Annotated in this window: 21 protein-coding genes; 4 read left to right on the forward strand and 17 right to left on the reverse strand. The window is 45.6% G+C overall.

Annotated features, from left to right (window positions below):
* The first annotated feature begins 81 nt into the window (after nucleotides 1-81).
* A complete protein-coding gene (locus NO989_RS03290; protein WP_014975856.1) occupies nucleotides 82-981 on the forward strand; it encodes a GGDEF domain-containing protein in 900 nt (299 codons plus the stop codon).
* A 125-nt stretch (nucleotides 982-1,106) separates the two neighbouring features.
* Here NO989_RS03290 and tilS read toward each other — a convergent pair whose 3' ends face one another.
* The 17 genes from tilS to rpsB all read right to left on the reverse strand — a co-directional run bounded on the left by tilS (nucleotide 1,107) and on the right by rpsB (nucleotide 20,978).
* Nucleotides 1,107-2,432, reverse strand: a complete 1,326-nt coding sequence (tilS, locus tag NO989_RS03295; RefSeq protein ID WP_014975855.1) for a tRNA lysidine(34) synthetase TilS — start codon at nucleotides 2,430-2,432, stop codon at nucleotides 1,107-1,109.
* Nucleotides 2,433-2,714: 282 nt separating this feature from the next.
* Nucleotides 2,715-3,671 carry an acetyl-CoA carboxylase carboxyl transferase subunit alpha gene (gene accA, locus NO989_RS03300; RefSeq protein ID WP_014948567.1) on the reverse strand — a complete coding sequence of 319 codons (957 nt, stop codon included), beginning with the start codon at nucleotides 3,669-3,671 and terminating at the stop codon, nucleotides 2,715-2,717.
* A 68-nt stretch (nucleotides 3,672-3,739) separates the two neighbouring features.
* Nucleotides 3,740-7,204 carry a DNA polymerase III subunit alpha gene (dnaE, locus tag NO989_RS03305; protein WP_014975854.1) on the reverse strand — a complete coding sequence of 1,155 codons (3,465 nt, stop codon included), beginning with the start codon at nucleotides 7,202-7,204 and terminating at the stop codon, nucleotides 3,740-3,742.
* A 4-nt stretch (nucleotides 7,205-7,208) separates the two neighbouring features.
* Nucleotides 7,209-7,781 carry a ribonuclease HII gene (gene rnhB, locus NO989_RS03310; protein WP_014948565.1) on the reverse strand — a complete coding sequence of 191 codons (573 nt, stop codon included), beginning with the start codon at nucleotides 7,779-7,781 and terminating at the stop codon, nucleotides 7,209-7,211.
* Nucleotides 7,774-8,922 (reverse strand): lipid-A-disaccharide synthase, encoded by a 1,149-nt coding sequence (gene lpxB, locus NO989_RS03315; protein WP_202285460.1) that lies wholly within the window; start codon nucleotides 8,920-8,922, stop codon nucleotides 7,774-7,776. The genes rnhB and lpxB overlap by 8 nt, the downstream gene beginning before the upstream one ends.
* Before the next feature lie 2 nt (nucleotides 8,923-8,924).
* The gene (lpxA, locus tag NO989_RS03320) at nucleotides 8,925-9,695 is read right to left on the reverse strand and encodes an acyl-ACP--UDP-N-acetylglucosamine O-acyltransferase (RefSeq protein WP_014948563.1); all 771 of its coding nucleotides are present in this window, start codon (nucleotides 9,693-9,695) and stop codon (nucleotides 8,925-8,927) included.
* A gap of 1 nt (nucleotide 9,696) precedes the next feature.
* Nucleotides 9,697-10,146, reverse strand: a complete 450-nt coding sequence (gene fabZ, locus NO989_RS03325; RefSeq protein WP_014948562.1) for a 3-hydroxyacyl-ACP dehydratase FabZ — start codon at nucleotides 10,144-10,146, stop codon at nucleotides 9,697-9,699.
* Between the two features lie 193 nt (nucleotides 10,147-10,339).
* Nucleotides 10,340-10,855 carry an OmpH family outer membrane protein gene (locus NO989_RS03330; protein WP_014948561.1) on the reverse strand — a complete coding sequence of 172 codons (516 nt, stop codon included), beginning with the start codon at nucleotides 10,853-10,855 and terminating at the stop codon, nucleotides 10,340-10,342.
* 62 nt (nucleotides 10,856-10,917) lie between these two features.
* The gene (bamA, locus tag NO989_RS03335) at nucleotides 10,918-13,395 is read right to left on the reverse strand and encodes an outer membrane protein assembly factor BamA (protein ID WP_014975852.1); all 2,478 of its coding nucleotides are present in this window, start codon (nucleotides 13,393-13,395) and stop codon (nucleotides 10,918-10,920) included.
* Nucleotides 13,396-13,453: 58 nt separating this feature from the next.
* On the reverse strand, nucleotides 13,454-14,806 hold the full coding sequence (gene rseP, locus NO989_RS03340) for a sigma E protease regulator RseP (protein ID WP_269349610.1): 1,353 nt from the start codon (nucleotides 14,804-14,806) through the stop codon (nucleotides 13,454-13,456).
* Nucleotides 14,800-15,987, reverse strand: a complete 1,188-nt coding sequence (gene ispC / locus NO989_RS03345) for a 1-deoxy-D-xylulose-5-phosphate reductoisomerase (RefSeq protein WP_014975851.1) — start codon at nucleotides 15,985-15,987, stop codon at nucleotides 14,800-14,802. The genes rseP and ispC overlap by 7 nt, the downstream gene beginning before the upstream one ends.
* A complete protein-coding gene (locus NO989_RS03350) occupies nucleotides 15,987-16,850 on the reverse strand; it encodes a phosphatidate cytidylyltransferase (protein WP_014948557.1) in 864 nt (287 codons plus the stop codon). The genes ispC and NO989_RS03350 overlap by 1 nt, the downstream gene beginning before the upstream one ends.
* Before the next feature lie 54 nt (nucleotides 16,851-16,904).
* On the reverse strand, nucleotides 16,905-17,687 hold the full coding sequence (gene uppS / locus NO989_RS03355; protein ID WP_014948556.1) for a polyprenyl diphosphate synthase: 783 nt from the start codon (nucleotides 17,685-17,687) through the stop codon (nucleotides 16,905-16,907).
* 9 nt (nucleotides 17,688-17,696) lie between these two features.
* Complete coding sequence (frr, locus tag NO989_RS03360) at nucleotides 17,697-18,254, reverse strand: ribosome recycling factor (protein WP_014948555.1); 558 nt, start codon at nucleotides 18,252-18,254, stop codon at nucleotides 17,697-17,699.
* Nucleotides 18,255-18,277: 23 nt separating this feature from the next.
* Complete coding sequence (gene pyrH, locus NO989_RS03365) at nucleotides 18,278-19,015, reverse strand: UMP kinase (protein WP_014948554.1); 738 nt, start codon at nucleotides 19,013-19,015, stop codon at nucleotides 18,278-18,280.
* A gap of 237 nt (nucleotides 19,016-19,252) precedes the next feature.
* Nucleotides 19,253-20,125, reverse strand: coding sequence for a translation elongation factor Ts (tsf, locus tag NO989_RS03370; RefSeq protein ID WP_014975850.1), 873 nt, complete (start codon nucleotides 20,123-20,125; stop codon nucleotides 19,253-19,255).
* A gap of 121 nt (nucleotides 20,126-20,246) precedes the next feature.
* The gene (rpsB, locus tag NO989_RS03375; protein WP_014948552.1) at nucleotides 20,247-20,978 is read right to left on the reverse strand and encodes a 30S ribosomal protein S2; all 732 of its coding nucleotides are present in this window, start codon (nucleotides 20,976-20,978) and stop codon (nucleotides 20,247-20,249) included.
* 412 nt (nucleotides 20,979-21,390) lie between these two features.
* On the opposite strand from rpsB, the gene map reads away from it, so the two are divergent.
* The 3 genes from map to dapD all read left to right on the forward strand — a co-directional run bounded on the left by map (nucleotide 21,391) and on the right by dapD (nucleotide 25,979).
* Nucleotides 21,391-22,185 carry a type I methionyl aminopeptidase gene (gene map, locus NO989_RS03380; RefSeq protein ID WP_014948551.1) on the forward strand — a complete coding sequence of 265 codons (795 nt, stop codon included), beginning with the start codon at nucleotides 21,391-21,393 and terminating at the stop codon, nucleotides 22,183-22,185.
* Nucleotides 22,186-22,506: 321 nt separating this feature from the next.
* Nucleotides 22,507-25,158 (forward strand): [protein-PII] uridylyltransferase, encoded by a 2,652-nt coding sequence (glnD, locus tag NO989_RS03385; RefSeq protein ID WP_049585981.1) that lies wholly within the window; start codon nucleotides 22,507-22,509, stop codon nucleotides 25,156-25,158.
* Nucleotides 25,155-25,979 (forward strand): 2,3,4,5-tetrahydropyridine-2,6-dicarboxylate N-succinyltransferase, encoded by an 825-nt coding sequence (gene dapD, locus NO989_RS03390; RefSeq protein ID WP_014948549.1) that lies wholly within the window; start codon nucleotides 25,155-25,157, stop codon nucleotides 25,977-25,979. The genes glnD and dapD overlap by 4 nt, the downstream gene beginning before the upstream one ends.
* Nucleotides 25,980-26,152: the final 173 nt, after the last annotated feature.

Consider the following 26,152-nt stretch of genomic DNA (forward strand, 5'->3'; position numbering starts at 1 on the left):
ATGCAGATGTGGCCACAGAAACGTCAGGGCTTTGACACTTGGTTCTTTGCATATCAACGCATTTTGTATAGGGGCACTACTGTGGATTTTTCAACGTCAGTCTACGATAGCACACAACATAACAATTTTTACCCTGCTGAGAGCACAGGTAAATCACTCTCTTTTAGTGAATTATCAGGCTTTATCACGCAGCTACTTTCTACTCTTGAACTACAAGAGCTAGGTGGCGTGTATTTTCAGCAGCTAAACACGTTGTTACCTATTGTCGGGTTTAGCTTGTCTGACTTTGACTCGCGTTGGGTGTACGGTAATGCAAAGATATCGTCAACACTCATTGATTTACCACTACAAGGTGCCAATGCCGTTAATGGCGATCAAGCTCATGTCTATTATTACATTAGTTCACCTTTGTCGTTATCGCAACGGGAGAGTCTATTCCAACTGCATGATTTATTTGGAAAACAAGTAAAGCACGCTCTTTCATTGATGCGTGTGCAACAGATGGCGACTAAAGATGTGTTAACTGGCTTAGGTAACCGAGCGGGCTTTGAGCAGTCAATGACAAGACAACTCGGCTGGGCGCAAAGACACGATGATCCTTTCGCACTTTTGGTGATCGACTTAGACAACTTTAAGTATGTGAATGATAATTTTGGTCATGGCGAAGGTGACAAAGTACTTGTCCATGTTGCATCACATTTATCTAATGTTCTGCGGGATGAAGACGAAGCATTTCGCTATGGCGGCGATGAGTTTTGTTGTTTGCTAGACTGTCAGTCGCAACAGCAACTAGCTTGTGCAGCCCAGCGTATTCAAATGAGTATCAATAGCTCTAGCTACTTATCTCGCTTAGGCGTATCAACCAGCCTTGGCGGCGCGATTTATCGCGACGGCGATACGATGAGTAGCCTATTTGACCGTGCTGACAACGCCCTGTATCGCGTGAAAAATTCTGGAAAAAATAGTTATCACGCAGCGTAACGTCGCGATTCGAATTTATCAGGATGGCGGCAAAGCAATGCCGCTTTTGCACATTATTGCCATGGATACCATAAGCAAGAGTATCTAGCCCTTTCAAAAAACGGCACTTTTAGTGCTACATAGATTCAGTCGAGACTAAAGGTTATTTCTATATCTGGCGCTTTGGGCTGCAGATAAACACAACGTCCTTCAACAATCAGTGCGACAGGCTCGTCGTTAATTAAGATTGCCGGCACGCCGTTTCGCTCCCATCTTGGCACGCGCCATACCTTAAACCATTCTTTCAGCAACTTAGATACGTTCGCATTTTCTGGCTTTACTTTAAGGTTGCGAGCATTGGTTTGCAGAGAAACGGTATCTTCTTCTCGCGCCTTTGGTACTGCAATTCGAATATGACCTCTAAGCCAAGGAAGCGCGATATTTTGGTTGGGCACTAATTTTAAGTTTTGCGGTACTTCATGAGTAGCGTTCACCACCCAATAAAGGTCTTGGTCAAACCGTATAACCCTCCCCCATTTAAAGTTCACTTCAGGGGTTGCATCATGCTTTGCTTTTAACATAGCAAGCACTTGGTCTGTCTGCGCTTTTGAGGGCGACAGCTCGCCTTGAGCTCGAAACCACGCGCGAATGACCATAGCCTGCCAAGGTAAAGACAATGCAGCGAGTTGTTGCCCGTCGAGCCTGAGATCTGTGCGTTTACAATCTTCAAAATATTTTTGGGCAGAATCGCTGACTAGTGCACTTTGCTCAGCACAAAGCTCGGCGCTGCGCCCCACGGTTTTGGTTAACTTAGGCCATCGCGCCAGCAAGTGAGGTATAATTTCGTTCCTTAAGAAGTTCCTATCAAAGCTATTTTGCTGATTAGATTCATCCTCAACCCACTGCAACATTTCCTCTTCGGCATAAGCCACAATCTCGGCTTTCTCTAGTGCTAGCATAGGGCGCATTATCAAGGTGTCACCTCGGTACTGAACTTCTCCCATACCCGCTAAGCCCTGAGGACCAGCACCGCGTTTAAGCTGAAGCAATACGGTTTCAAGCTGATCTTCGGCATGTTGTCCTAGTAACAGTACACCGCCTATTTGGTCACACACTTCTAACAATGCGTTGTATCGAACCTTACGCGCTTCTGCTTCCAGGCTTTTTCTCGACCCCGTGTCAACATCAACTCGATACAAATGAAATGCTACGTCTTCAAGACGACACTGTAATTCGCAGTGCTTTGCCCATTGTTCGGCATTATCACTTAAACCGTGATGTACATGTACAGCATGAATTGGGCTATCAAACTGCTCCCTATACGCAATAACGGCTTGGAGCAGAACGGTCGAATCCACACCACCGCTGTAAGCAACGACGAGTGGCGTTTGAAGCGGTAGCTCTACATCAGTGAGAGATGTAGCTATCCGGTTGACGATATGTTCGATTGTTGGGGATTGTAGAGGGGTCACAGACCGGTAATACCTTATTCTTTCAACGCTATATTTTACTGAGGTTTAACTTTGTATTTGGCTAAGCACTGGCTTTCTAATAACACACTTTCTAATAACACAAGGGGGTTGGTTACCTTTGGTAAACAACCCCCTTGTTCGTATACGACATTACATGACCGACATGAATTAAGCCGCCGCTCGCTAGTTTTTATAGCAAGCGTTTAAACTGATAGAACGCAGCTGTACATAACGGCTAAATGCACCTTTCATGCTAGTTTTCTTAATGAACTTATAATGAGCTTAGCAATAACCGAACGACATCAAACGCTGGTAACGCTCTTCCATCAATTTAGTCTTATCTAGCTCTTTAAGCTGGTTAAGCTGCTGCTTAATGACCGCCTTCAAATTAGCCGCCATGCCATTATGATCGCGATGCGCACCACCTAATGGCTCTTCAACAATACTGTTAATCAGGCCTAGCTCTTTAATTTGTGGCGCACTTACGCCCATCGCTTCAGCAGCGAGTGGGGCTTTTTCTGCGCTTTTCCACAGAATAGACGCACAACCTTCTGGTGAAATCACCGAGTACGTAGAATATTGAAGCATATTAACACGGTCGCCAACACCAATTGCTAGTGCGCCACCTGAACCACCTTCACCGATTACGGTACACACGATTGGAACAGTAAGCTCAGCCATTTCGAATAAATTTTTCGCGATTGCCTCGCTTTGGCCGCGCTCTTCAGCACCAACACCTGGATACGCTCCCGGCGTATCGATAAAAGTGATGATAGGCATGTTAAAGCGCTCGGCCATCTTCATAAGACGCAGGGCTTTACGGTAACCTTCTGGTTTAGGCATACCGAAGTTACGCTTAATTTTTTCGTTGGTGTCACGCCCTTTCTGATGACCAATAATCATCACCGGCTGATCATCTAGCATTGCTGGGCCACCAACAATCGCTTTATCGTCAGCAAATGCGCGATCACCAGCAAGCTCGTCGAATTCTGTAAAAATACGAGGAATGTAATCTAACGTGTATGGACGCATTGGGTGACGTGCAAGTTGAGATACTTGCCATGCGCCAAGATCAGAAAAGATCTTTTTGGTCAGCTCTGCGCTTTTACCGCGAAGCTTATTGATTTCTTCTTCAATACCAACGTCAAACTCGCCACCTTGATTCACCAACCTAAGCTCTTCAATTTTTGCTTCTAGTTCGGCTATTGGCTGTTCAAAGTCCAAAAACTGTATACTCATTTCATGTCCTATTCGTACTACGCTCGTCTATGCAAACGCGAGATGTCCAATCTATCGAACTCTTACCCTTAATGGTAGAGAATTGAAACGGCTTTGTCTCCCAAACATTGTTTGAGATCGTGTAAAAGTTGGTCTTCAGGGGTAACGTACCATCTTGCACCACACGCTAAGGTTACTTCAGCGTCTGGATGGGTTACCGCTAACTGAACAGGACAACTTCCACCGTTAAATGCCTGCAGGATAGATTGCATCTGACTCATTTTCTTCGGTTCAAGCAGCTGGGTATCAATATTAAGTGCCAGCGCTCTCGCGTTTTTCTCTCGTGCCTGAACAATGTCCATTACATCACGGGCGGTGATTGTATTGCCCCCAGAGAAATCATCAAAGCTGACCTGTCCCTTTATAAGCAATATTCTGTCAGTTTCTAACACACTTTCGAACTGTTCGTACATATCGGGGAAGAAACGTACGTCTATTCTGGCACTCTTATCATCCAGTGTCACTATGGCCCAGCGACGACCCCGCTTGTTCGTCATAACACGCACGCCAAGCACCAGTCCTACTGCACTGGCCATTTGGTCTTTATTGGTTGGTTTTAAATCAACTAATCGACCGTCGGTGTAGTAACGCAGTTCTTCCGCGTACTGATTGATGGGGTGGCCGGTTAAGTACAAGCCTAGGGTGTCTTTTTCACCTTCTAGCCATACTTTTTCAGGCCACTCAGGGACATCGGCAAACGCTTGCTTCACGTCTTCTGGCTCGGTAGTCAGTAACCCGAACATGTCTGACTGACCAAAAGACTCGGCTTTTGCATGCTGTCCAGCGGCGGCAAGGGCTTCGGGTAAACTCGCCATAAGGCTAGCGCGATGGGGGCCTAAGTTATCCATTGCCCCCGCTAATACTAGCTTTTCTAGCACTCGCTTGTTTACCCGTTTAATGTCTATCTTGGCGCAGAAATCAAAAAGATCTTTAAATGCCCCTTGGGTCTCCCGCGCTTCAATAATCGCTTCAATCGGGCCTTCACCTACCCCTTTAATCGCACCGATACCGTAAACAATGCGACCTTCGCTATCGACGGTAAATTTGTATTTACCCGCATTTAAATCTGGCGGCAGTATTTCGATGCCCATGCGCTCACATTCATCGACAAGCGTCACGATTTTATCGGTGTTATCCATATCCGCCGACATTACCGCAGCCATGAATTCCGCAGGATAATGCACTTTCAGCCACAGGGTTTGGTAAGACACCAAGGCATAAGCGGCAGAGTGAGATTTGTTAAAACCGTAACCCGCGAACTTTTCTACCAAGTCGAAGATTTTCATCGCAAGGTCCGGGTCAATATTATTGCCCTTCGCACCCTCGGCGAACGTGCCGCGCTGCTTCGCCATTTCTTCAGGCTTTTTCTTACCCATAGCACGACGAAGCAAGTCAGCGCCGCCCAGTGAGTAGCCCGCCATTTCCTGGGCTATCTGCATTACCTGTTCCTGATACAAGATAATGCCATAGGTAGGCTCTAGAATTTCTTTCAAGCACTCGTGCTGATATTCAGCATCGGGGTAGGAAATTTCTTCACGTCCGTGCTTACGATCAATAAAGTTATCTACCATGCCTGATTGCAGCGGGCCCGGACGGAACAGGGCCACCAGTGCGATAATATCTTCGAAGCAGTCAGGTTTAAGGCGCTTAATCAATTCTTTCATACCGCGAGATTCCAGCTGGAATACCGCAGTTGTCTCGGCGTTTTGAAGGGTTCTGAAACTCTTAGGATCTTCAAGCGGTATGGCGCTGATATCTACATCAACGTTCTTCCCTTCTTTGATCATATCAATTGCCCACTGAATAATAGTCAGCGTACGAAGACCTAAGAAGTCGAATTTTACTAAGCCCGCCGTTTCAACGTCGTTTTTGTCGAATTGGGTTACGGGGTTTTTACCTTCGTCATCACAATACAAAGGCGAGAAATCAGTAATTGTGGTTGGCGCAATAACAACACCACCGGCGTGTTTACCAGCGTTTCTGGTAACCCCTTCAAGTATTCGCGCCATATCGATAAGGTCTTTCACTTCCTCATCGCTTTCATACACTTCTGGTAGCTGTGGCTCTGCTTTAAACGCCTTTTCAAGCGTCATGCCTGGATCTGGTGGAATAAGCTTTGAGATCCTGTCTACAAAGCCGTATGGGTGACCAAGTACGCGGCCTACGTCGCGCACTACCGCTTTTGCTGCCATAGTACCAAACGTAATGATTTGCGATACCGCCTGACGTCCGTAAAGCTCAGCAACGTGGTCGATTACCTCATCTCGTCTGTCCATACAGAAGTCGACGTCGAAGTCGGGCATGGATACACGCTCTGGGTTCAAGAAACGTTCGAATAGCAAGTCGAATTCAAGCGGGTCTAGGTCGGTAATTTTTAGGGCATAAGCCACCAGTGAACCCGCACCAGAACCCCGCCCTGGCCCTACCGGAATTCCGTTATCCTTACTCCACTGAATGAACTCCATTACAATAAGGAAGTAGCCTGGGAAACCCATTTGGTTGATAACTTCAAGCTCAATGCGAAGTCGGTCATCGTACTCTGGACGTTTCGCTTTGCGCACTTCTTCATCGGGAAATAGAAATTCTAGACGTTCTTCCAATCCCTCTTCAGACACCTTAACCAAGAAGTCTTCGGTGGTCATGCCGCCGGTTGGAAATTGCGGCAAGAAGTACTCGTTTAACCGTACTGTAACGTTACAGCGCTTGGCAATTTCAACCGTATTTTCTATGGCTTCAGGAATATCGCTAAATAACTCAACCATTTCCTCTGCAGTACGAAGGTACTGCTGGTCACTGTATCGTTTAGGGCGGCGGTTATCATCAAGCGTGTAGCCATCGTGAATACATACACGAATTTCGTGAGCATCAAAGCCTTCACGGTCAATAAAGCACACTTCATTGGTGGCAACCACGGGTAAGCCGCGCTGCTCAGCAAGCTCCACGGCAAGGTGCAAGTAATCTTCCTCACCTTGCCTACCGGTTCTGATAAGCTCTAAATAAAAGCGGTCGGGAAAATGTGTTTGATAAAACTCAAGGGCACTATCGAGAATTTTGGCGTTGTTTTTCATTAAACCCACACCAACATCACCATGCTGTGCACCCGATAACGCAATCACACCTTCGCTGTGCTCTGCCAACCATTCTTGATCAATGACCGCTCGGTGTGAGAGGTGCCCGCGAAGATAGGCCTTGGAGATAAGAATAGTAATGTTCTTATATCCCTCATTGTTCATTGCAATAAGGGTTAGTCTGAAAGGTTCATCGCCAAAGACTTCATTAGTAACCCAAAAATCAGTGCCGATGATGGGCTTAATACCTAAGTTATGTGCCTCGGAATAAAACTTTACCAAGCCACACATATTCATTTGGTCGGTGATCGCCACGGCAGGCATGCCAAGCGCGGCCACTTTACCTAGAATAGGTTTAACCTTATTCAGGCCGTCCATCATCGAAAAGTCGCTGTGAACACGTAAATGAATAAATGGCGATGACATGATGTTATTTCTCTTCGAGTAGCGCTTTTACAGGTTTAAAACTTTTTCGATAGCAATCTAAGATGCCATATTCAGCGATGGCTTCAAAGTGTGCTTTTGTGGGGTAACCTTTGTGCCCGGCAAAGTTATATTGCGGGTAGGCCTCGTGAAGCGAAATCATATCGTTATCTCGCTCTACTTTGGCAATAATGGAAGCCGCTGAAATTTCTGCGTGCAGGCTATCGCCTTTCACTACCGCTTCAGACTCAAAATTCCACGCAGGAACCCGGTTGCCGTCTACGCGCACAAAGTCAGGCCTTACTGGCAGGCCTTCCACTGCGCGGATCATAGCGAGCATGGTAGCGTGCAGTATATTAAGCTTGTCTATTTCTTCTGGGCTCGCTCTGCCGATATTCCAGTAGAGTGCTTTTTCACGAATTTCTTGGGCTAGCGCTACGCGCTTTTTTTCACTCAGTTTTTTAGAATCGGTTAGCCCTTCAATGGGATTTTCAGGGTCGAGAATGACCGCGGCGGTGACCACATCACCGACTAACGGGCCACGACCTACTTCATCAACGCCGGCAATTAACTTATGCAAACAATTCCTCCACGACAGCTTTTGCTGCTGTTTTATCAGCGTTGCATTTTAGCGTATGGTGGAGGTCGGTGAAACGGGAAATAAGGGCTGAATTATCACTTTCGAAGAAGTTGAGTAGCTGATTGCTCATATTCTCTGCATTTACTTCTTCTTGTAGTAATTCAGGAATAATAGCTTCATTAGCCAATAGATTTGGCAACGTGAAGAAAGGCGCTTTATACAAGCGCTGCATAATTTTGTACGTGAGTGGTGCAAGTAAATAAGCGGCCACCATGGGGCGCTTGCATAACATGGCCTCTAAGGTAGCCGTGCCTGAAGCAAGCAAGATAACATCGCTAGCTATCATCGCATCTCGCGATGTGCCTTGCGTTACCTGAATGGGTAAACGTTCCTCTGCATTATTGGCTTCCAGCAAGAGTGCTTTTATTTGTGAAAGACGATGTTCGTTAGCAGCAGGGATAAGAAATTGAATGTCGCTGCGTTTAGCATGAATAGCTTCTATGGTCTCCAGAAATACTGGAAGTAGCGTTTCTACTTCGCCTCTGCGTGAGCCGGGAAGTACAGCCAATACGGAAGCATTACTATCTACACCTAATTCTTGCCGCGCCGCATTTTGGTCGGGCTCAATTGCTATAGCGTCAGCCATTGTGTGTCCCACAAAGGTATAGGGAACATGGTATTTATCGTAAACCTGCTGCTCGAAAGGAAATAAACCCAACACGCGATTAGTCGCTTTCGCTATTTTATGGATGCGCTTTTCACGCCACGCCCACACAGTAGGACTCACATAGTGCATGGTTTTGATACCGCGTGCTTTAAGCGCTTTTTCTACTCTTAGATTAAAATCAGGCGCATCAATACCCACAAAAATATCAGGCGGATTTTGCTCGAAGTGAGCAAGAAGCTGCTTTTTAACTTTCAAGATGGCAGGTAGATGGGAGAGAACTTCAACAAGTCCCATAACCGACAAGGTTTCCATATCGAACAGACTATGAAAACCCGCGTTTATCATATTTGGACCGCCAATACCTTCGATAACAGCATCAGGGTATTGGCGTTTTAACTCTGCAACCATTCCGGCGGCAAGCACGTCACCAGAGGGCTCTCCGGCAACCATGCCGATACGGATAGGCGTAGACATAATTAGCGAATAATGCCTCGCTCAGAGTCTTGTAAGAACTTCACCATAAGGGCCACACCAGGGAACTCCTGTGCGGGTTCGGCAAGTTTTTCAATGGCTTCGTCTACGGTATTGCCTTCACGGTATATTGCTTTGTAAGCGCGTTTAATGGCCATAACTTCTTCTTTGCTGAAGCCACGACGCTTAAGTCCTTCAGAATTAATACCCTGAGGAATATTTTTCTGGCCGCTGACCATAACAAAGGGAGGCACGTCGCGCAGAATAATGCCGCCAGCCCCCAAGAACGAATGGGCACCAATCTTACAGAACTGGTGAATACCTGCGGCACCGCCAACGATGACGTGGTCGTCCATGTGAACATGGCCAGCAATCGCAACACTGTTTGCAATAATAATGTCGTTGCCAAGAACACAATCATGGGCAACATGAGAGTTAGCCATAAATAAACAGCGAGAACCGATTATGGTAATGCTGTTGTCTTGAATAGTGCCTCGGTGAACGGTTACCCCTTCCCTAAACTCGTTATCGTCACCGATGACAAGTTCAGTAGGCTCGCCCGCATACTTCTTATCTTGGCAGTCTTCACCAATTGAAGAAAACTGATAAAATTTATTGTTTTTACCGATACGCGTTGGGCCGCGTACCACCACATGTGATTTCAGAATACAGCCATCGCCTATGGTGACGTTGTCGTCTACCACACAAAATGGGCCAATGGTGACATTTTCACCAATCGTTGCACTTTCTGAAATTACCGCAGTTGGATGGATCACGTTAAGCTATCTCTCTCATCGCACACATAAACTCTGCAACACAAGCGATATCGCCATCAACGCTTGCAGTGCCTTTAAATTTCCAAATCCCTCTGCGCTCTTTAACTAGAGCAACATCAAACTCAAGCCTGTCACCTGGAACAACAGGACGCTTAAAGCGTGCGTTATCAATCCCTGCATACAAGTATAACTTATCATTGTTACCCATTGTCTTAAATCCTAAAACACCGGCAGCTTGTGCCATAGCTTCAAGAATTAATACCCCTGGGAAAATTGGCTGTTCAGGGAAGTGCCCCATGAAACACGGCTCATTGATAGTGATATTCTTATAAGCCTTTACAGACTCACCCAGAACATAGTCTGTTACACGATCAACAAGTAGGAATGGATACCGATGAGGTAACAGTTCCAATATTTCCTGAATTTCGATGGTATTAAGTGAATTGGCCAAAAACTTTCTCCTGTATACAAGCATGACCTACAACTATTTTATACCAATACAGATGATTGATTGGCATTCTGGTCAAACTCGCCGTAAAAACTAAAAACGGCGGCAACCATACGCTGTTAAGCGCAAAAAACAAATCAGACCAACACCTTTGGGGAGTTGGTCTGATAAATTTTACAACTGACTAGTGCAGTTATTAGTTAGTTTTGCTTACTTGCTGAAGAACTTGCTCAGATAAGTCGTGCTCTTCTTTTGCAAACGCAACCGCACCAGCGTTAAGCACTAGGTCATAACCTTGCTTTGCTGCAACAGAGTCAATAGCTTGCTTGATTAGGCCAAGAAGCTTGTTGCGCTCTTCGTTGCTGCGACGTTGAATGTTTTGCTGCAAAGGTTGACCTTTTTTAGCTAGCTCTTCACGTACTGACAAGATTTTTTGTTCTAGTTCTTTCTTCTCTGCATCGCTCATTGTCGCTGCGTCGCGCTGAAGACGTTCTGCGTAGAACTGACCATCACGCTGCAGTTGATTCACTTCTTCAAGCTGATCTTTAAATTCAGCCTGAATAGCGTTTTGAATTTCAGCCGCTTGAGGCATCGCTTGGAAAATACCTTGCACATCGACAACTGCAACTTTCTGCTCAGCCATTACAGATGTACTAACTAAAGCGCTACCCAACATTGCTCCTGCAACGATATGTTTAACCAACTGTTTCAAAGGGAACTCCTTTTGTGAATCTTATTATAGAGCGCGCCTAAAAACGCGCTCGCTTTAATGTCTTAGAAAGTTTGACCAATGTTGAAAGTGAAGAATCTCGCATCGTCACCATCACGTTGCTGTATCGCTTTCGAGAAGCTGAATACCATCGGTCCCATTGGTGATACCCATTGGACCGATATACCTGCCGAGCTACGATACAGGCTCCAATCAGAATAGTCCAATAGCTCACCGCGTTGTGTAGATGCTATGTCAAACTGACGGTAATAGTCATAGTCGAACTCAGTATCCCACACGTTACCCACATCCACAAACAAACTTGTACGAACTGAGTTATCCATTTCTTCTTCAACAAATGGCGTAGGAACAATAAGCTCGATACCGCCAAGTGCCATCGCGTTACCACCTAGGCTTCGCGTCGACCAAGACAGCTGCGCATCAGCTGGATCGCCTGGGAACACTTCACCATCAGGCCCAACTATAGTGCCCGTATTGCCTAGGAATACACCGCGAGGACCTACCGTGTTATTCTCGAATCCTCGTAGTGAATCAGAACCACCTGCCGTAAAGTTCTCTGTAAACGGTAATATTTGCTCATTGCCGTTAATATCACCGTAACCATTCCCGTAGCCAAGACGTACGCGCGCTAGGAAAGACCAGCGCTGGTTACGAGATAATGGGAAGTACCACTTACCGTCAAATACTGTCTTGAAGTAGTTCACGTCTGAGTTAGGCGTGGTAATGCTGAATGACGCACGCTGAGACGAACCAGCAGTAGGGAACAGACCACGGTTAAGCGTACTTCTGCTCCAGCTTACGCTTGCCAAGAAGCTATCATATTTAATAGCCGCATCAGGATCTTCACCGTTAGTAAACTGATTATAGAACTGCTCAGTTTGCTCGTAGTAACCACGGTTGAATAGCTCTACGTTGCTGTAGGTCAAACCGAAGTTAATACGATTAAACTCGTTAATCGGATAACCAATGTTCGCACCAATAGACCAGCGCTTAGAGTTGTACTGAATAACGTTAAAGTCAGAACCGTCGAACTCACTATAGCCCAAGCTTCCACCCAAACTAATACCGTCAATGGTAAAATAAGGGTCGTTGTACGTGATTTGCGCACTGCGCTGATATGAAACCGTGCTTAGGTTAAGACCCACACGTTTACCTGTACCCAAGAAGTTATCTTGCTGGATACCCGCCTGTAGGCTTAGCTTCGTTCTGTCACCATAGCCGATACCAGCATTAAACGAGCCCGATGGCTGTTCTTTTACGTTAAAATTAACGTCTACTTTATCTTCTGAACCCGGGATACGTACCGTTTCAAATTCAACCTCTTCCATATAAGTAAGTCGAGAAAGCTGGTTCTTTGAAGACTCAAGTAAGTTATTCGACAGCCACGTACCTTCCATCTGGCTGACATTTTGACGCAGAACGCTATCGGCTGTTACTACGTTGCCGTTAAATTTAATGCGGTTGACGTAAATACGTTTGCCAGGGTCAACGGACAGCGTAAGCTTAACCGTTTTGTCTTCATCATTAATTTCAGGAACCGTAGTTACTGTTGGGTAAGCGTACCCAAAGCGACCAAGATACTTACTGATAAATTCTTCTGTATACGTTACTTCTGCTTGGTTATACAATTCACCCGTAGTAAGCGGAAGCACGCGTTCAATATACTCTTCGTGCCCGAGTACATCGCCTACCAGCTCAACTTCAGAGATAGTGTATTGCTCACCTTCTGTTACGTTCATGGCGATGTAGATACCTGACTTTTCAGGTGTCATTGAAACTTGTGTAGAGTCAACGTTAAAGCGAAGGTAACCACGGTTTAAGTAATGGTTACGCAGCGTTTCCATATCCCCTTGCAGCGTTTGCTGCTGGTAGCGAGTTTCCGACAGAAAATCCCACCAAGGCGTGTCGTATTGTAGCTCGAAAGCCTCCATCAGCTCTTCGTCTGAGAAGATTTCGTTACCTACAATATTGATTTGTTCAATTTCAGCCGCGTCGCCCTCTTCGAAAAGTAATTTCAAGTCAACACGGTTACGCGGTAGCGGCGTTATAATAGCCGTCACGTCAGCATTATATTTACCTATGCTGTAAAAGAAGTCTTTCAGGCCATTCTCGATAGAGGTTAGTACGGTCTTATCGAGCGGCTCACCAATACGAACGCCGTTCCCGTCTAAGCTTTCCTGAAGTTGCTCATCTTTAATATCATCGTTGCCTTCAAAGATGATATTACTAATGGTAGGACGCTCAGCGACACGCACGACAAGCGTATTGCCATCACGAAGAATTTCAACATTTTCAAAGTGAGTTGAAGAGTACAACGAGCGAATAAGCTGCGTTACCCTGAATGTATTAAGCTCGTCGCCAACTTGAACGGGCAAGTAGGTTAAGGCTGCACCAAGTGCAACTCGTTGCAAACCTTCTACGCGAATGTCTTCAACGACAAATTCACTGTCTTGCGCCGCAGCATTGGCAAAGCTAGCACTGGAAAGAATGGCTCCGGCTGCTACTAACTGTTTTAACTTCATCTATTTTTCTTTTCCTGGCCGCGTTTTGTATTAGCTGTTTTGTACTTCCTGATTTGTATCAGGTTATGCGAGCGATATCGTTAAAAATTGCGATACCCATGATCATAAACAGAAGCACGCCACCTATTCTGTAACCCCATTCCTGCACCGCTTCAGGCACAGGTTTGCCTGTGATCCACTCCACGATAAAAAACATGAGGTGACCACCGTCAAGCATGGGCAAGGGTAATAAATTTATTATGCCTAAATTTACGCTTATTAAGGCAAGAAAACTCAAAAAGTACGCAAGTCCATACCCAGCACTTGTTCCCGCACCTTGAGCAATTGAGATAGGCCCACTCAAATTCTTCACTGACACGTCGCCCGTGATGAGCTTACCTATCATTTCGACACTGAGTGTCATAAGACGCCATGTTTTATCTAGCGCATTCCCAATAGCCTCTATAATGCCATATTGATGCGTAAACACATACCCTTCTGGCCAAGGCTCAAATGTTGGGCTTACACCGAGATATCCACTTTGCCCTTGTGGTGTATCGCGGCGCGCTATCGTGGCATCTAACGTCAGTTGTTGTCCATCCCTTTGTATATCAAGCGAGATATTCTCGCCGGGACTTTCAACAATAACGTCAACTAATCGCTCCCACGATGACAACTTAGCGCCATTTAATGCAAGAAGCTCATCACCGGGTTTTAAACCCGCTTGTTGAGCCGCGCTTCCTTCACCTACAAACCCAACGGTTAACGTTGCATCTGGACGATAAGGGGTTAACCCTAAGCTGCTTAAAGGAGACTCGCTATCTGGGTCAAAGTTCCAAGAACCCAGTGTAAAAGTCAGTTCTTTTTCAACATTTGACGAATTTTTAACCGTAACATTGGCTTTTTCGGCGCCAATGTTTGAGACTATTTCCAGGTTTACCGCTTCCCAATCAGGCGTATTCCTGTCGCCAACTTTAATAATTTCATCACCAGGTTGCACACCAGCGATAGCTGCGATGCTTTCTGGCTCAACCTGTTTAACTACTGGCTTAACCGTTTCCAGCCCCACCAGATACATCAACCACAGTGCGAAAAACGCAAAAATAAAGTTAACGCCAGGTCCAGCAGCAATAACCGCCATGCGCTGCAAAACGGGTTTATTGTTAAACGCTTTGTCTTCTAACTCAGGCGGTACGTCATCAATGCGTCCATCGAGCATGCGCACGTATCCACCTAATGGGATCATAGCGATGACATATTCTGTGCCTGATTTACTTGTTTTACGCCATATAGGCTTTCCAAAACCAATTGAGAAGCGCTCTACCTGCACACCGCATTTACGAGCCACAAAAAAGTGCCCCCATTCATGTACAGCAACCAAAATACCTAAGGCTACAATGAATGCACCAAGGCTCCATAAAAATGCTAGCACTGGAATTTACCTCGAATAATCTCGTTAGCTTTTGCTCTTGCAAGGCTGTCTTGCTCTAGTATTTGCTGAATAGAATTCACCGACACATTGGGCATAGCATTAAGCGTGGCGTCATTTACTTTAGCAATATCACAAAACTGAATCTTGCCTTCTAAAAAGGCTTCGACAGCCACTTCATTAGACGCATTCACTCGCGTTGTTGCACATTGCCCTTCTTTACACGCATCAATAGCCAGCTTCAAATTCGGATAACGTTCAAAGCAAGGGGTTTGAAAACTGAAATTGCCAATGTCAGAAAAGTCGAGCGGCGTCACGCCCGCTTCAATTCGCTCAGGGTGCGCCAAACCATAAGCAATAGGGGTACGCATGTCAGGATTGCCCATTTGTGCGATCACCGAGCCATCAACATATTGCACCATAGAATGAATAATACTTTGCGGGTGAATAACCACATCAATATCATCTGCACCAGCACCGAACAACCAACAGGCTTCAATGAACTCCAGCCCCTTGTTCATCATAGTTGCAGAGTCGATTGTAATTTTTCTGCCCATCGACCAGTTAGGGTGTGTACTGGCTTCATCGATTGTAATTGACGAGAAGCTATCAAGCGGTCTTTCTCTAAACGGACCACCAGAACCCGTTAAGAGAATTTTACGAATGCCGGATGCAGCAAAGTTACCGTATTCATAATCGTGCGGTAGGCACTGGAATATGGCGTTGTGTTCGCTGTCGATAGGAAGAATTTCAGCGCCGCTTTGGTTCGCAGCCTCGATAAATAAAGCACCAGACATGACTAACGCTTCTTTATTGGCAAGCAAAACCCGTTTACCCGCCTTTACTGCTGCCAGTGTGGGTAAAAGCCCTGCTGCACCCACAATGGCTGCCATTACAGCATCAACTTCTGGCGCGCTGGATACTTCTTCCAGCGCCTTAGCACCAGCGAGAATTTCTGCATCCACACCGTACTGGGATGCTAACTCACAGGCAAGTTTGTAGTTAGCGTCATCAGCAATTACCACATAGCGCGGCGCGCATTTCTGAGCCTGCTCCATAAGCAATTCAAGCTGTGAGTTGCCAGTAATAGCAAATACGCGATATTTGTCTGGGTGGCGATTTATTACGTCGAGTGTATTACAACCAATGGAGCCTGTGGCCCCTAACACTGTTACTGTTTGCATTACGCCATCCAGGTTACATAGCAGAACGCAAAAACAGGGAATGCCGCGGTTAAGCTGTCGATTCTATCGAGTACACCACCGTGCCCAGGGAGAATTTTGCCGCTGTCTTTAATGCCCGCACAACGCTTAAGCATGCTTTCGTTTAAATCGCCAAGGGCGGAAACAGCCACCGTAATACCGCCGATAGCAAGGTGAAGCCAAATACGCGAAGGCTCTACCTGATAGTGAAGGGCCGCAAAAGCGATAATAGCGAAAGAAGCTGCAATACCGCCTAACAAGCCTTCTAAACTTTTACCTGGCGATACGTTAGGGCGTAACTTGTGGCGTCCGAATTTTACGCCAACAAAGAATGCACCTATATCTGCAGCCCAAACAATCCCCAGCACATAGAAGATGAGTGAAGCGCCGTAGAAAGGATCAACATCGTGCAAGCTCGTGCGAAGCGCAACAACCGCTACCCATGTAGGTATAAGCGTAAGTGCCCCAAATAGGGTTCTAACGCTGCGACTGTCTTTCCAGAACTTGGAATATTTGGGATAGGCTAGCACCATAAATAAAGACGCTATCCACCATAATACGGCAACCGTTAATATGGCACGGTATAAACCATGTAATTGGCCTTGATACCAAATCGTGCTGGCATCAACAATAAGAGATAAGGCTATACATATGGCAAAGGCACCTGCCATATAAATGAGCTTTTTAGGACGTTCACATACGCCCGACATATTCGCCCATTCATAAGCGCCAATGCCGACAACACCGGCAATGGCTATTTCAAACCAAAAAATAGGGAGAAAAAGAATAGCGTAAAGCGCCAGTGGCGCGAGGATTAATGCAGTTATTATTCGTTGTTTTAGCATAATTTGCCCTTGGCTATCGTTACCAGGGCAAGCCTGATAATTGCCTGTATGGTGTTAACCATCGGCTGTGACTACCTGTTCACCAGTTAAACCGAAGCGACGTTGGCGAACATTAAAATCGTCTACGGCCAATTGAAACACATCTTCGTTGAAGTCGGGCCATAGTACGTCGGTAAAGTACAACTCTGCATAGGCACATTGCCACAGCAAGAAGTTGCTAATACGGTGTTCGCCACCTGTGCGAATAAGAAGGTCTAACTCAGGAAGGTTAGCTGTTGAAATGTGCGCATTCAGTGCGTCTTCACAGATGCTTTCCACATCAAGCTCGCCGCTTTTCACTTGCGTAGCAAGTTGCTTAGCCGCGTTTACAATGTCCCATCTACCACCGTAATTTGCGGCGATATTTAAGACCAAATCTTTGTTATCTTTGGTCATGTCTTCAGCTTTACGAATTTTTTCGACCAGCTTGGCATCAAACGCCTCAACATCACCAATAACCTGTAGACGTACACCGTTCTTGTGTAGTCTTTTTGCTTCGCTATTGAGGACAAGATTGAACAGCTCCATCAAGACACTGACTTCTTCCTCAGGACGCTTCCAGTTTTCACTTGAAAACGCGAATAGCGTAAGTGATTCAATACCGTTTTGACGTGCAAAGCGCACAACAGAACGAACAGACTCTACCCCGGCTTTATGACCAAAGGTACGAATTTTCCCTTTCTTTTGCGCCCATCGACCATTGCCATCCATAATGATTGCAACGTGCTTCGGGCCAGCAGATTCTGCTGGCACCTCTGCTTTTGTCGATTTGGCTGCGCTTAAACGCTTTCCAATCATAATACTTACTTATACTTCCATTAGTTCTTTTTCTTTGTCAGCAAGCATGCTGTCAACTTTCTTAATGAAATCGTTAGTAATAGATTGAATGTTCTCTTCAGCAGCGCGGCTCTCATCTTCACTGATTTCTTTTTCTTTAAGAAGATCTTTGATGTCACCGTTCGCGTCACGACGGATGTTACGGATAGCGACACGACCACCTTCCGCTTCATTGCGAACAACGCGGATAAGGTCTTTACGACGCTCTTCAGTAAGAGGAGGAAGTGGAATACGAATTGAACCACCTGCACTCATTGGGTTTAAACCCAAATCAGACTGCATAATGGCTTTTTCTACCGCTTGAATGGCGCTTTTATCAAACACAGTTAACGCTAGAGTACGACTGTCTTCTGCAACGACGTTAGCCACTTGCTTTAGCGGCGTGTCTACGCCGTAATAAGGTACCATGATGCCATCTAGAAGGCTTGGATGCGCACGACCTGTGCGGATTTTGCTGAATTGGCCCTTAAGAGAAACTAGGCTTTTTTCCATGCGCTCTTGCGCATCTAATTCAATTTCATCAATCACGATTTGTATCCTATTGTTCTTAATTAATCGTTGTCAGCGTGGCGAATAACAGTACCTTCTTTTTCGCCCATCACAACACGCTTCAGGCAACCTGGCTTATTCATGTTGAATACGCGAATTGGCAAGCTGTGATCGCGCGCCAAAGTAAACGCTGACAAGTCCATCACTTTAAGTTCTTTTTCTAGTACTTCTTGATAAGTCAGTTCTTCGTAAAGCGTTGCTTCTGGGTTTTTCACCGGATCATCACTATAAACACCGTCAACTTTTGTCGCTTTCAATACCGCATCGGCTTCAATTTCGATACCGCGTAAACAAGCCGCTGAGTCTGTGGTGAAGAAAGGGTTGCCTGTACCGGCAGAGAAGATAACAACACGGCCTGACTTAAGAAGGCTAATGGCTTCTGCCCAGTTGTAGGCATCGCAAACACCGTTTAGCGGTATTGCTGACATCATTCGCGCATTTACAAATGCACGATGAAGCGCATCGCGCATGGCTAAGCCATTCATTACGGTAGCCAGCATTCCCATGTGATCGCCAACAACGCGGTTCATTCCCGCTTTTGCTAAGCCTTCGCCACGGAACAAGTTACCACCACCGATAACAAGACCAACTTGAACACCAAGTTCAACCAGCTCTTTAATTTCTTGCGCCATTCTATCTAGCACTTTAGGGTCTATGCCAAAGCCTTCCGCCCCCATTAGGGCTTCACCACTAAGCTTTAACAAAATGCGTCGGTATGCTGATTTTGGTGTGATACTCATAGTTTGAATTGTCCTCGTAAACCCGTTTTGTCCTATGTCTTTCAACAAGCCACTGATGTAAAAAACATAGGACAAAGCGCTTTCGTTTGTCAGGCAGGCGCGTACTTAATCTCGCCTAGCTTCACACTTACGCATTGCAATGGCAACACTAAAGACGTTCAGCTATAAAAAAGCACCTCCTAAGAGGTGCTTTGTAGTTTATCTAACTATTGCTTAATGCAAAAGATAAACACTCAATTATTTCTTAGCAGCAGCCATTTGAGCAGCTACTTCAGCAGCGAAGTCTTCAGTCTTCTTCTCGATACCTTCACCAACTTCGAAACGTACGAAGTTGATTACGTCTGCGCTGTTGTTCTTAAGAAGCTCAGCAACAGAGATTGAAGGATCTTTAACGAAAGGCTGACCAGTCAAGCTCACTTCGCCAGTGAACTTCTTCATGCGGCCTGCAACCATTTTCTCAGCGATATCAGCTGGCTTACCAGACTGGATAGCGATTTCGATTTGGATTTCTTTCTCTTTCTCAACAACTTCTGCTGGAACGTTTTCAGGCTTAACGAACTGCGGGCTTGCAGCTGCAACGTGCATTGCAACGTCTTTCGCAAGCTCTTCGTCACCGCCAGTAAGAATAGAGATAACACCAATACGGCCGCCGTGTACATACGCGCCTAGTGTATCGCCTTCAACGTTGATAACACGACGAGGAGAGATGTTTTCGCCGATTTTAGCAACAAGTGCATCACGCGCTTCGCTAACTTTAACGCCGTTCATGTCTGCGTCGTTAAGCGCTTCGATGTCGTTGATGTTGTTAGCAGCAGCTACTTCTAGTAGCTCGTTACCAAACTTAAGGAAACCTTCGTCACGTGCTACGAAGTCAGTTTCACAGTTTAGTTCAAGCATAGTCGCACGACCTGCTTCAACCTTAGTAAGGATTACACCTTCAGCTGCGATACGGCCTGCTTTTTTAGCCGCTTTCGCTTGGCCTGATTTACGCATGTTTTCAATGGCTAACTCAATGTCACCATCCGTTTCAACCAGGGCTTTTTTACAATCCAGCATACCTGCGCCAGTACGTTCGCGCAGTTCTTTAACTAGTGCTGCAGTCACTGCCATTTTTCAATTCCTCAGCATTAAATATAAATTCGTTAGGTAAAAGGGGCGATGTCGCCCCTCTCAATACGTTTCGTATTGTAGTACTGCCATATTATTAAGATATGACAGTAAGCAATCAGAATTACTCTGCTGCTTCTACGAAGTCGTCTTGCTCAGCTTGTACTTCAAGGTTGCTTTCGCGACCTGAGTTGATAGCGTTTGCAGCAGCATCCAAGTAAAGTTGGATAGCGCGGATAGCATCGTCGTTACCAGGGATGATGTAATCAACACCGTCTGGGTTAGAGTTAGTATCAACAACACCAACAACAGGAATACCTAGGTTACGAGCTTCTGTTACAGCAATGTGCTCGTGATCTGCGTCGATAACAAAGATCGCGTCTGGAAGACCGCCCATGTCTTTGATACCGCCAAGGCTGTTTTCAAGCTTGTCCATTTCGCGCTGAAGCATAAGTGCTTCTTTCTTAGTTAGCTTCTCAAACGTACCGTCTTGGCTTTGCTGCTCAAGATCTTTAAGACGCTTGATTGACTGACGTACTGTTTTCCAGTTAGTCAGCATACCACCTAACCAACGCTTGTTTACGTAGTACTGGTCGCACTTAAGAGCAGCATCTTTAACTGCTTCGCCAGCTGCGCGCTTAGTACCAACGAAAAGGATTTTACCTTTCTTAGACGCAACACCTGAAAGGTAGTTAAGTGCGTTGTTGAAAAGTGGAACCGTTTTTTCAAGGTTGATGATATGAACTTTGTTACGAGCGCCGAAGATGAAAGGCTTCATCTTTGGGTTCCAGTAACGAGTTTGGTGACCGAAATGCACACCTGCTTTCAGCATGTCACGCATAGAAACATTAGCCATTTTATTTTCCTCTTGGGGTTAGGCCTCCATATACCCCTTGTATCGATTCAGACCAACCTAAATTGAACTGAACACCCCGATACGAAGTGTCGGTATATGTGTGTTTTAATAAAATAAATTTACCCTCTAAAACGGTGCCAAATGCACGTGGCAAAATGAGCTTTCCGTCAGGGCGCGCGCTTTATACCACAATACCACCTAAGCCTCAAGTTTTGAGGGTAAAAAGCGACAATTTGAAGTATTTAGGTTAAAGAAAGTATAGAACCCTTAATGAGCTCGCTTTCCACCTCTGCCTTTAGCAGATAAAAACCAACAATATCATCACCTTACTAAGAATGACCTGAATAGTGTTATAATGCGTAAGTAATCAAAATTCTTCATCAAACTAGTTTCAAACGATTTGAGAGGCGCTGTGACAGCTATTATCAAAACCCCAGAAGAAATCGAAAAAATGCGCGTAGCCGGTAAATTGGCAGCCGAGGTGCTTACTATGATAGGGCCTTACGTAAAGAAAGGCGTTACCACAGATGAGCTAAATACTATTTGCCACGACTACATTGTAAATGAGCAAAAAGCGGTACCTGCGCCTTTAAACTACGGCCACCCGCCTTTTCCAAAGTCTATTTGTACGTCGGTAAACCACTGTATTTGCCACGGTATTCCTTCTGACAAGAAACTGAAAGACGGCGACATCATTAATATCGACGTGACAGTTATTAAAGATGGCTATCATGGCGATACGTCAAAAATGTTTGTGGTAGGTAAGCCTTCTATTCTTGCAGAACGCCTAATTCGCGTTACCCAAGAATGCTTGTACAAAGCTATTGAGCAAGTGAAACCGGGCATGCGTCTTGGCGATATCGGTCATATTTGTCAAACCCATGCTGAAGCGCATAACTATTCAATAGTTCGTGAATACTGCGGCCACGGTATTGGCGCTAGTTTCCACGAAGAACCACAAATTGTTCACTACGGTAAGCCAGGGACGGGTGATGTGTTAGAGCCAGGCATGTGCTTTACCATCGAACCTATGGTAAACGCAGGCAAGCGCTACTCAAAAGTGCTACCAGACCAATGGACTGTGGTAACTAAAGACAGAAGTTTAAGCGCCCAATGGGAGCACACCCTATTGGTCACTGAAACCGGCGTTGAGATTCTTACGCTTCGCGAAGAAGAAACCTTGGAACGCATCATTTCTCACGGATAAATCGACTTCGACAATATTGATAACGTTTCGAATAATCGCGTTAAAAATATGATTACAGAAGATTGAGTCTATCGAATTATGCAAAGCAGCCGTTGAATTCGCGGCTGCTTTTTTATTGGCTCGTTAGCTCAAATTCCAACTATCAAAGTTCGGCATCGTGTGCCCACTCCCCTCATATTTACTGCGCTACACACCTATAACAAAAAACCATAAATATTCACAATTCAACCTAACTTATGCATTAATTTGCTACTGCGAACTACTAGCAATTCATGCTATTGTTCTTAGCGTCTAAAAAGAAGTCTATTTCAAAGGTGTATTTTGACGCTGCAATCACTGATAAAGAATATCGACACAATTAGCTCTGTTGATGAAATCCCCGCCATTAAATCGTGCGTGGAAGCCAGTTATGCCTGGATAACGGAGTCCTTCGACGCTACGCCGGTTAATCAACTCGTTACCGGTCGTGCACAGTTCGTCGATGCGTTGCTTTGTCATCTTTGGCAACTTTATGGTTTAGATACCGTCGACGAATTATCGCTTTGCGCCGTTGGTGGTTACGGCCGTGGTCATCTGCAACCTCATTCAGACATCGATTTACTCATAGTTAGTAAAAAGAAGCTTAAGCCCGATGTACAAGAAAAAATTGGCATGTTCATCACCCTTTTATGGGATATCAAATTAGATGTTGGCCAGTCAGTTCGCACTATCAAAGAAACGGTCAAGCTAGCAAAAGACGATATTACGATTGCGACCAATTTAGTGGAAAGCCGATTACTTTGCGGCAGTGAAGCCACCTTTGATAAATTGTGGGATGAAGTTAACGGTCGAAACTCATGGTCGAGCAAAGCGTTTTTCTCAGCCAAGTACGACGAGCAGAAAAAACGCCACGCCAAATTCAACGGTACCGCTTATAACCTTGAACCTAACATCAAAGAAAACCCCGGGTGTTTGCGTGATATTCAATCTATTGGCTGGGTCGCCAAAAAGCATTTTAAAGAATACGACGGCTGGAACTTAGTTGGCCACGGCTACTTTACCGAGCAAGAGCACAGTGAGTTAATTGCTTGTCGCATGCACCTTTGGAAAATGCGCTGTGCACTGCATCTGATTGCAGGCAGAAGCGAAAACCGACTGCTGTTTGATTACCAACCTGACGTCGCAAAAATGATGGGATATGGTGAAGAAGGCAAATCATCTGTCGAGAAAATGATGCGGGACTTTTTCCGCACAGTGGCGCGGGTGTCTGAACTGAATCAAATGCTGCTTCAGCGCTTCAAGTACGACATGCTGAACCAAAGCGTTCAGAAAAGCGTGATCATAAACGAAGATTTCGAGCTGCTCGATAACATGATATCGCCACGACACGAAACCGTGTTCTCCTCTCCCGAAGCAATCTTGGACTTTCTGCATTTGGTGGCCAACACGCCAGAAGTACAAGGCCTCAGTACGATTTGTATTCGTCAGCTGCGCAACGCTCACCGCGCTTTTGAAGCAGAATACTATGTAGAGCGCCCACTGTGCCGCGAAAAATTCATGCGCTTAATGAAACAGCCTGAGTTCTTTGATTTTGCATGGGACATCATGCATCAATACGGCATTTTACAAGCTTATCTTCCTGAATGGGATGCCATTGTAGGTATGATGCAGTTCGACCTGTTTCACGCCTACACGGTGGACGAACACACTCACCGATTAGTGAAGCATGTTAACTACTTTTTCTCAAAGGCAAATAAAGACTTCCCGCGCTGCGGCAGAATTTGCAGAAACCTCGATAAACCAGAAGTGCTTTACATCGCTGCTATTTTCCACGATATCGCCAAAGGTAGAAATGGCGATCATTCCACATTAGGCGCCCAAGATGTAGCAAAGTTCTGTCAGCAACACGATGTTCCCAGCGACGATGCTGAAATGATTGCATGGCTTGTAGAAAACCACCTACTGATGTCAGTGGTAGCCCAACGCCGCGATATTTATGACCCAGACGTTATAAGCGAGTTTGCTGGCGCGGTAAGAAGCCACAATCACCTTAATTTGCTTTATACGCTAACCCTTGCCGATATTCGTGCCACCAATGACAATCTTTGGAACGACTGGAAAGCATCTTTACTTCGCGAATTATATTTAATGACGCAAAAGGCATTGGATAATGGACTACAGTGTCAAGTAACATTGAACGAGCGAGTAACTACTCACAAACACCAAGCAAGGCAAATTTTGCAAGAGCGCGCTATTGAGCCTGTTGCTATTGATGCATTGTGGGCCCGCCTGGACGACGATTACTTTGTCCGCTTTAAGCCCACGCAAATTGCATGGCATACCGATGAAATTATTAAAGCTCAGAATGAATGGCTAACACCTGAGCACGATGGTTTGTTAGTTAAGGCCAATGATAACAGCGCCAAAGGTGGAACCGAGGTGTTTGTTTACGGCAAAGATAGAAAGGCCTTGTTTGCGCAAGTCGCTTCAGTGCTGGACAGTCGCAACTGTTCTATACATGACGCACACGTTACCGTAACTAGAGACGGCTATGTATTTGATAGCATGCTTATTCTTGAAAATGACGGCAGTCGTATAAGCTCAGAGTCTCGCATTGCGTCCATTGAAAATGCTATTTCTGCCCAACTTGAAAAGCCGGGGCGTTCGCACGAAAATAAACGTAAATTGCCTCGGCAAATGAAACAACTTGACGTGCCTACTAAGGTACGCTTTTTCAATATCAACGATGAAGCCACGCTTATTGAGTTAGAAGCCCTGGACGCTCCGGGCATTTTAGCTAAAATTGGTCACGCATTCGTTGATACTAATATGACGCTTAAGCTTGCGAAAATTGCCACCATTGGCGAGCGAGCCGAAGATATTTTTATCGTCAGCAATGAGGCTGGCAAAGCATTAACCCAAGAACAACAGGTGAACCTTAAAAAGCGTATCCTGTTCAAACTCGACCAACTTGAAGATATCACAATACCATGAATGAATTGAAAGCCATCATTGAAGACGCCTTCGAAAATCGCGATAGCATTAGCCCTTCATCTGCACCTGATGAAGTAAGAGATGCAGTAGCACAAGCTATTGACCTTTTAAACACAGGTAAAGCGCGCGTTGCAGAAAAAATTGCTGGCGAATGGGTAGTACATCAATGGCTTAAAAAAGCTGTTCTACTTTTCTTCCGTCTTCACAACAACGATGTGATTGAAGGCGCCGAAAGTAAGTTTTATGACAAAGTACCGCTTAAGTATACAAACTATACTGCTGAACAGTTTGCGGCTGACGGCGCGCGTATTGTTCCACCAGCAGCGGTACGTACGGGTACATTCGTAGGTAAGAACGCGGTTGTTATGCCTTCTTATGTAAACATTGGTGCATTTGTTGACGAAGGTACCATGGTTGATACGTGGGCGACGGTAGGCTCGTGTGCGCAAATTGGTAAGAATGTTCACCTTTCAGGTGGCGTGGGTATTGGCGGCGTATTAGAACCACTTCAGGCTAACCCCACCATTATTGAAGATAACTGCTTTATCGGCGCGCGTTCTGAAATCGTAGAAGGCGTGATTGTTGAAGAAGGTTCTGTTATCTCAATGGGCGTTTACATCGGTCAGAGCACTCGTATTTATGACCGCGAAACCGGTGAAGTTCACTATGGCCGTGTACCAGCAGGTTCAGTAGTCGTGGCGGGTAACCTGCCAAGCGCAGATGGTAAATACAGCCTTTACGCCGCTATCATCGTGAAGAAAGTAGATGCGAAGACCCGCGCGAAAGTAGGTATCAACGCGCTACTTCGCGGCGTAGAATAAGCAGTATTTCTGGCTTATCGCTAACGGCTCGGGTTAATTTCAATTAGCCGAGCCACATGCTGAAAGACTCACAAATTAAAAGAGGCGCTTATGCGCCTCAGATTGATGATAAACCCCTCTTTTTTCGGAGGGGTTTATTTTTTCTAGCAGCCGAAGGCTGCGATCGCGATATT

The organism is Alteromonas sp. DY56-G5 (assembly GCF_041414725.1).
GTDB lineage: Bacteria > Pseudomonadota > Gammaproteobacteria > Enterobacterales > Alteromonadaceae > Alteromonas > Alteromonas macleodii.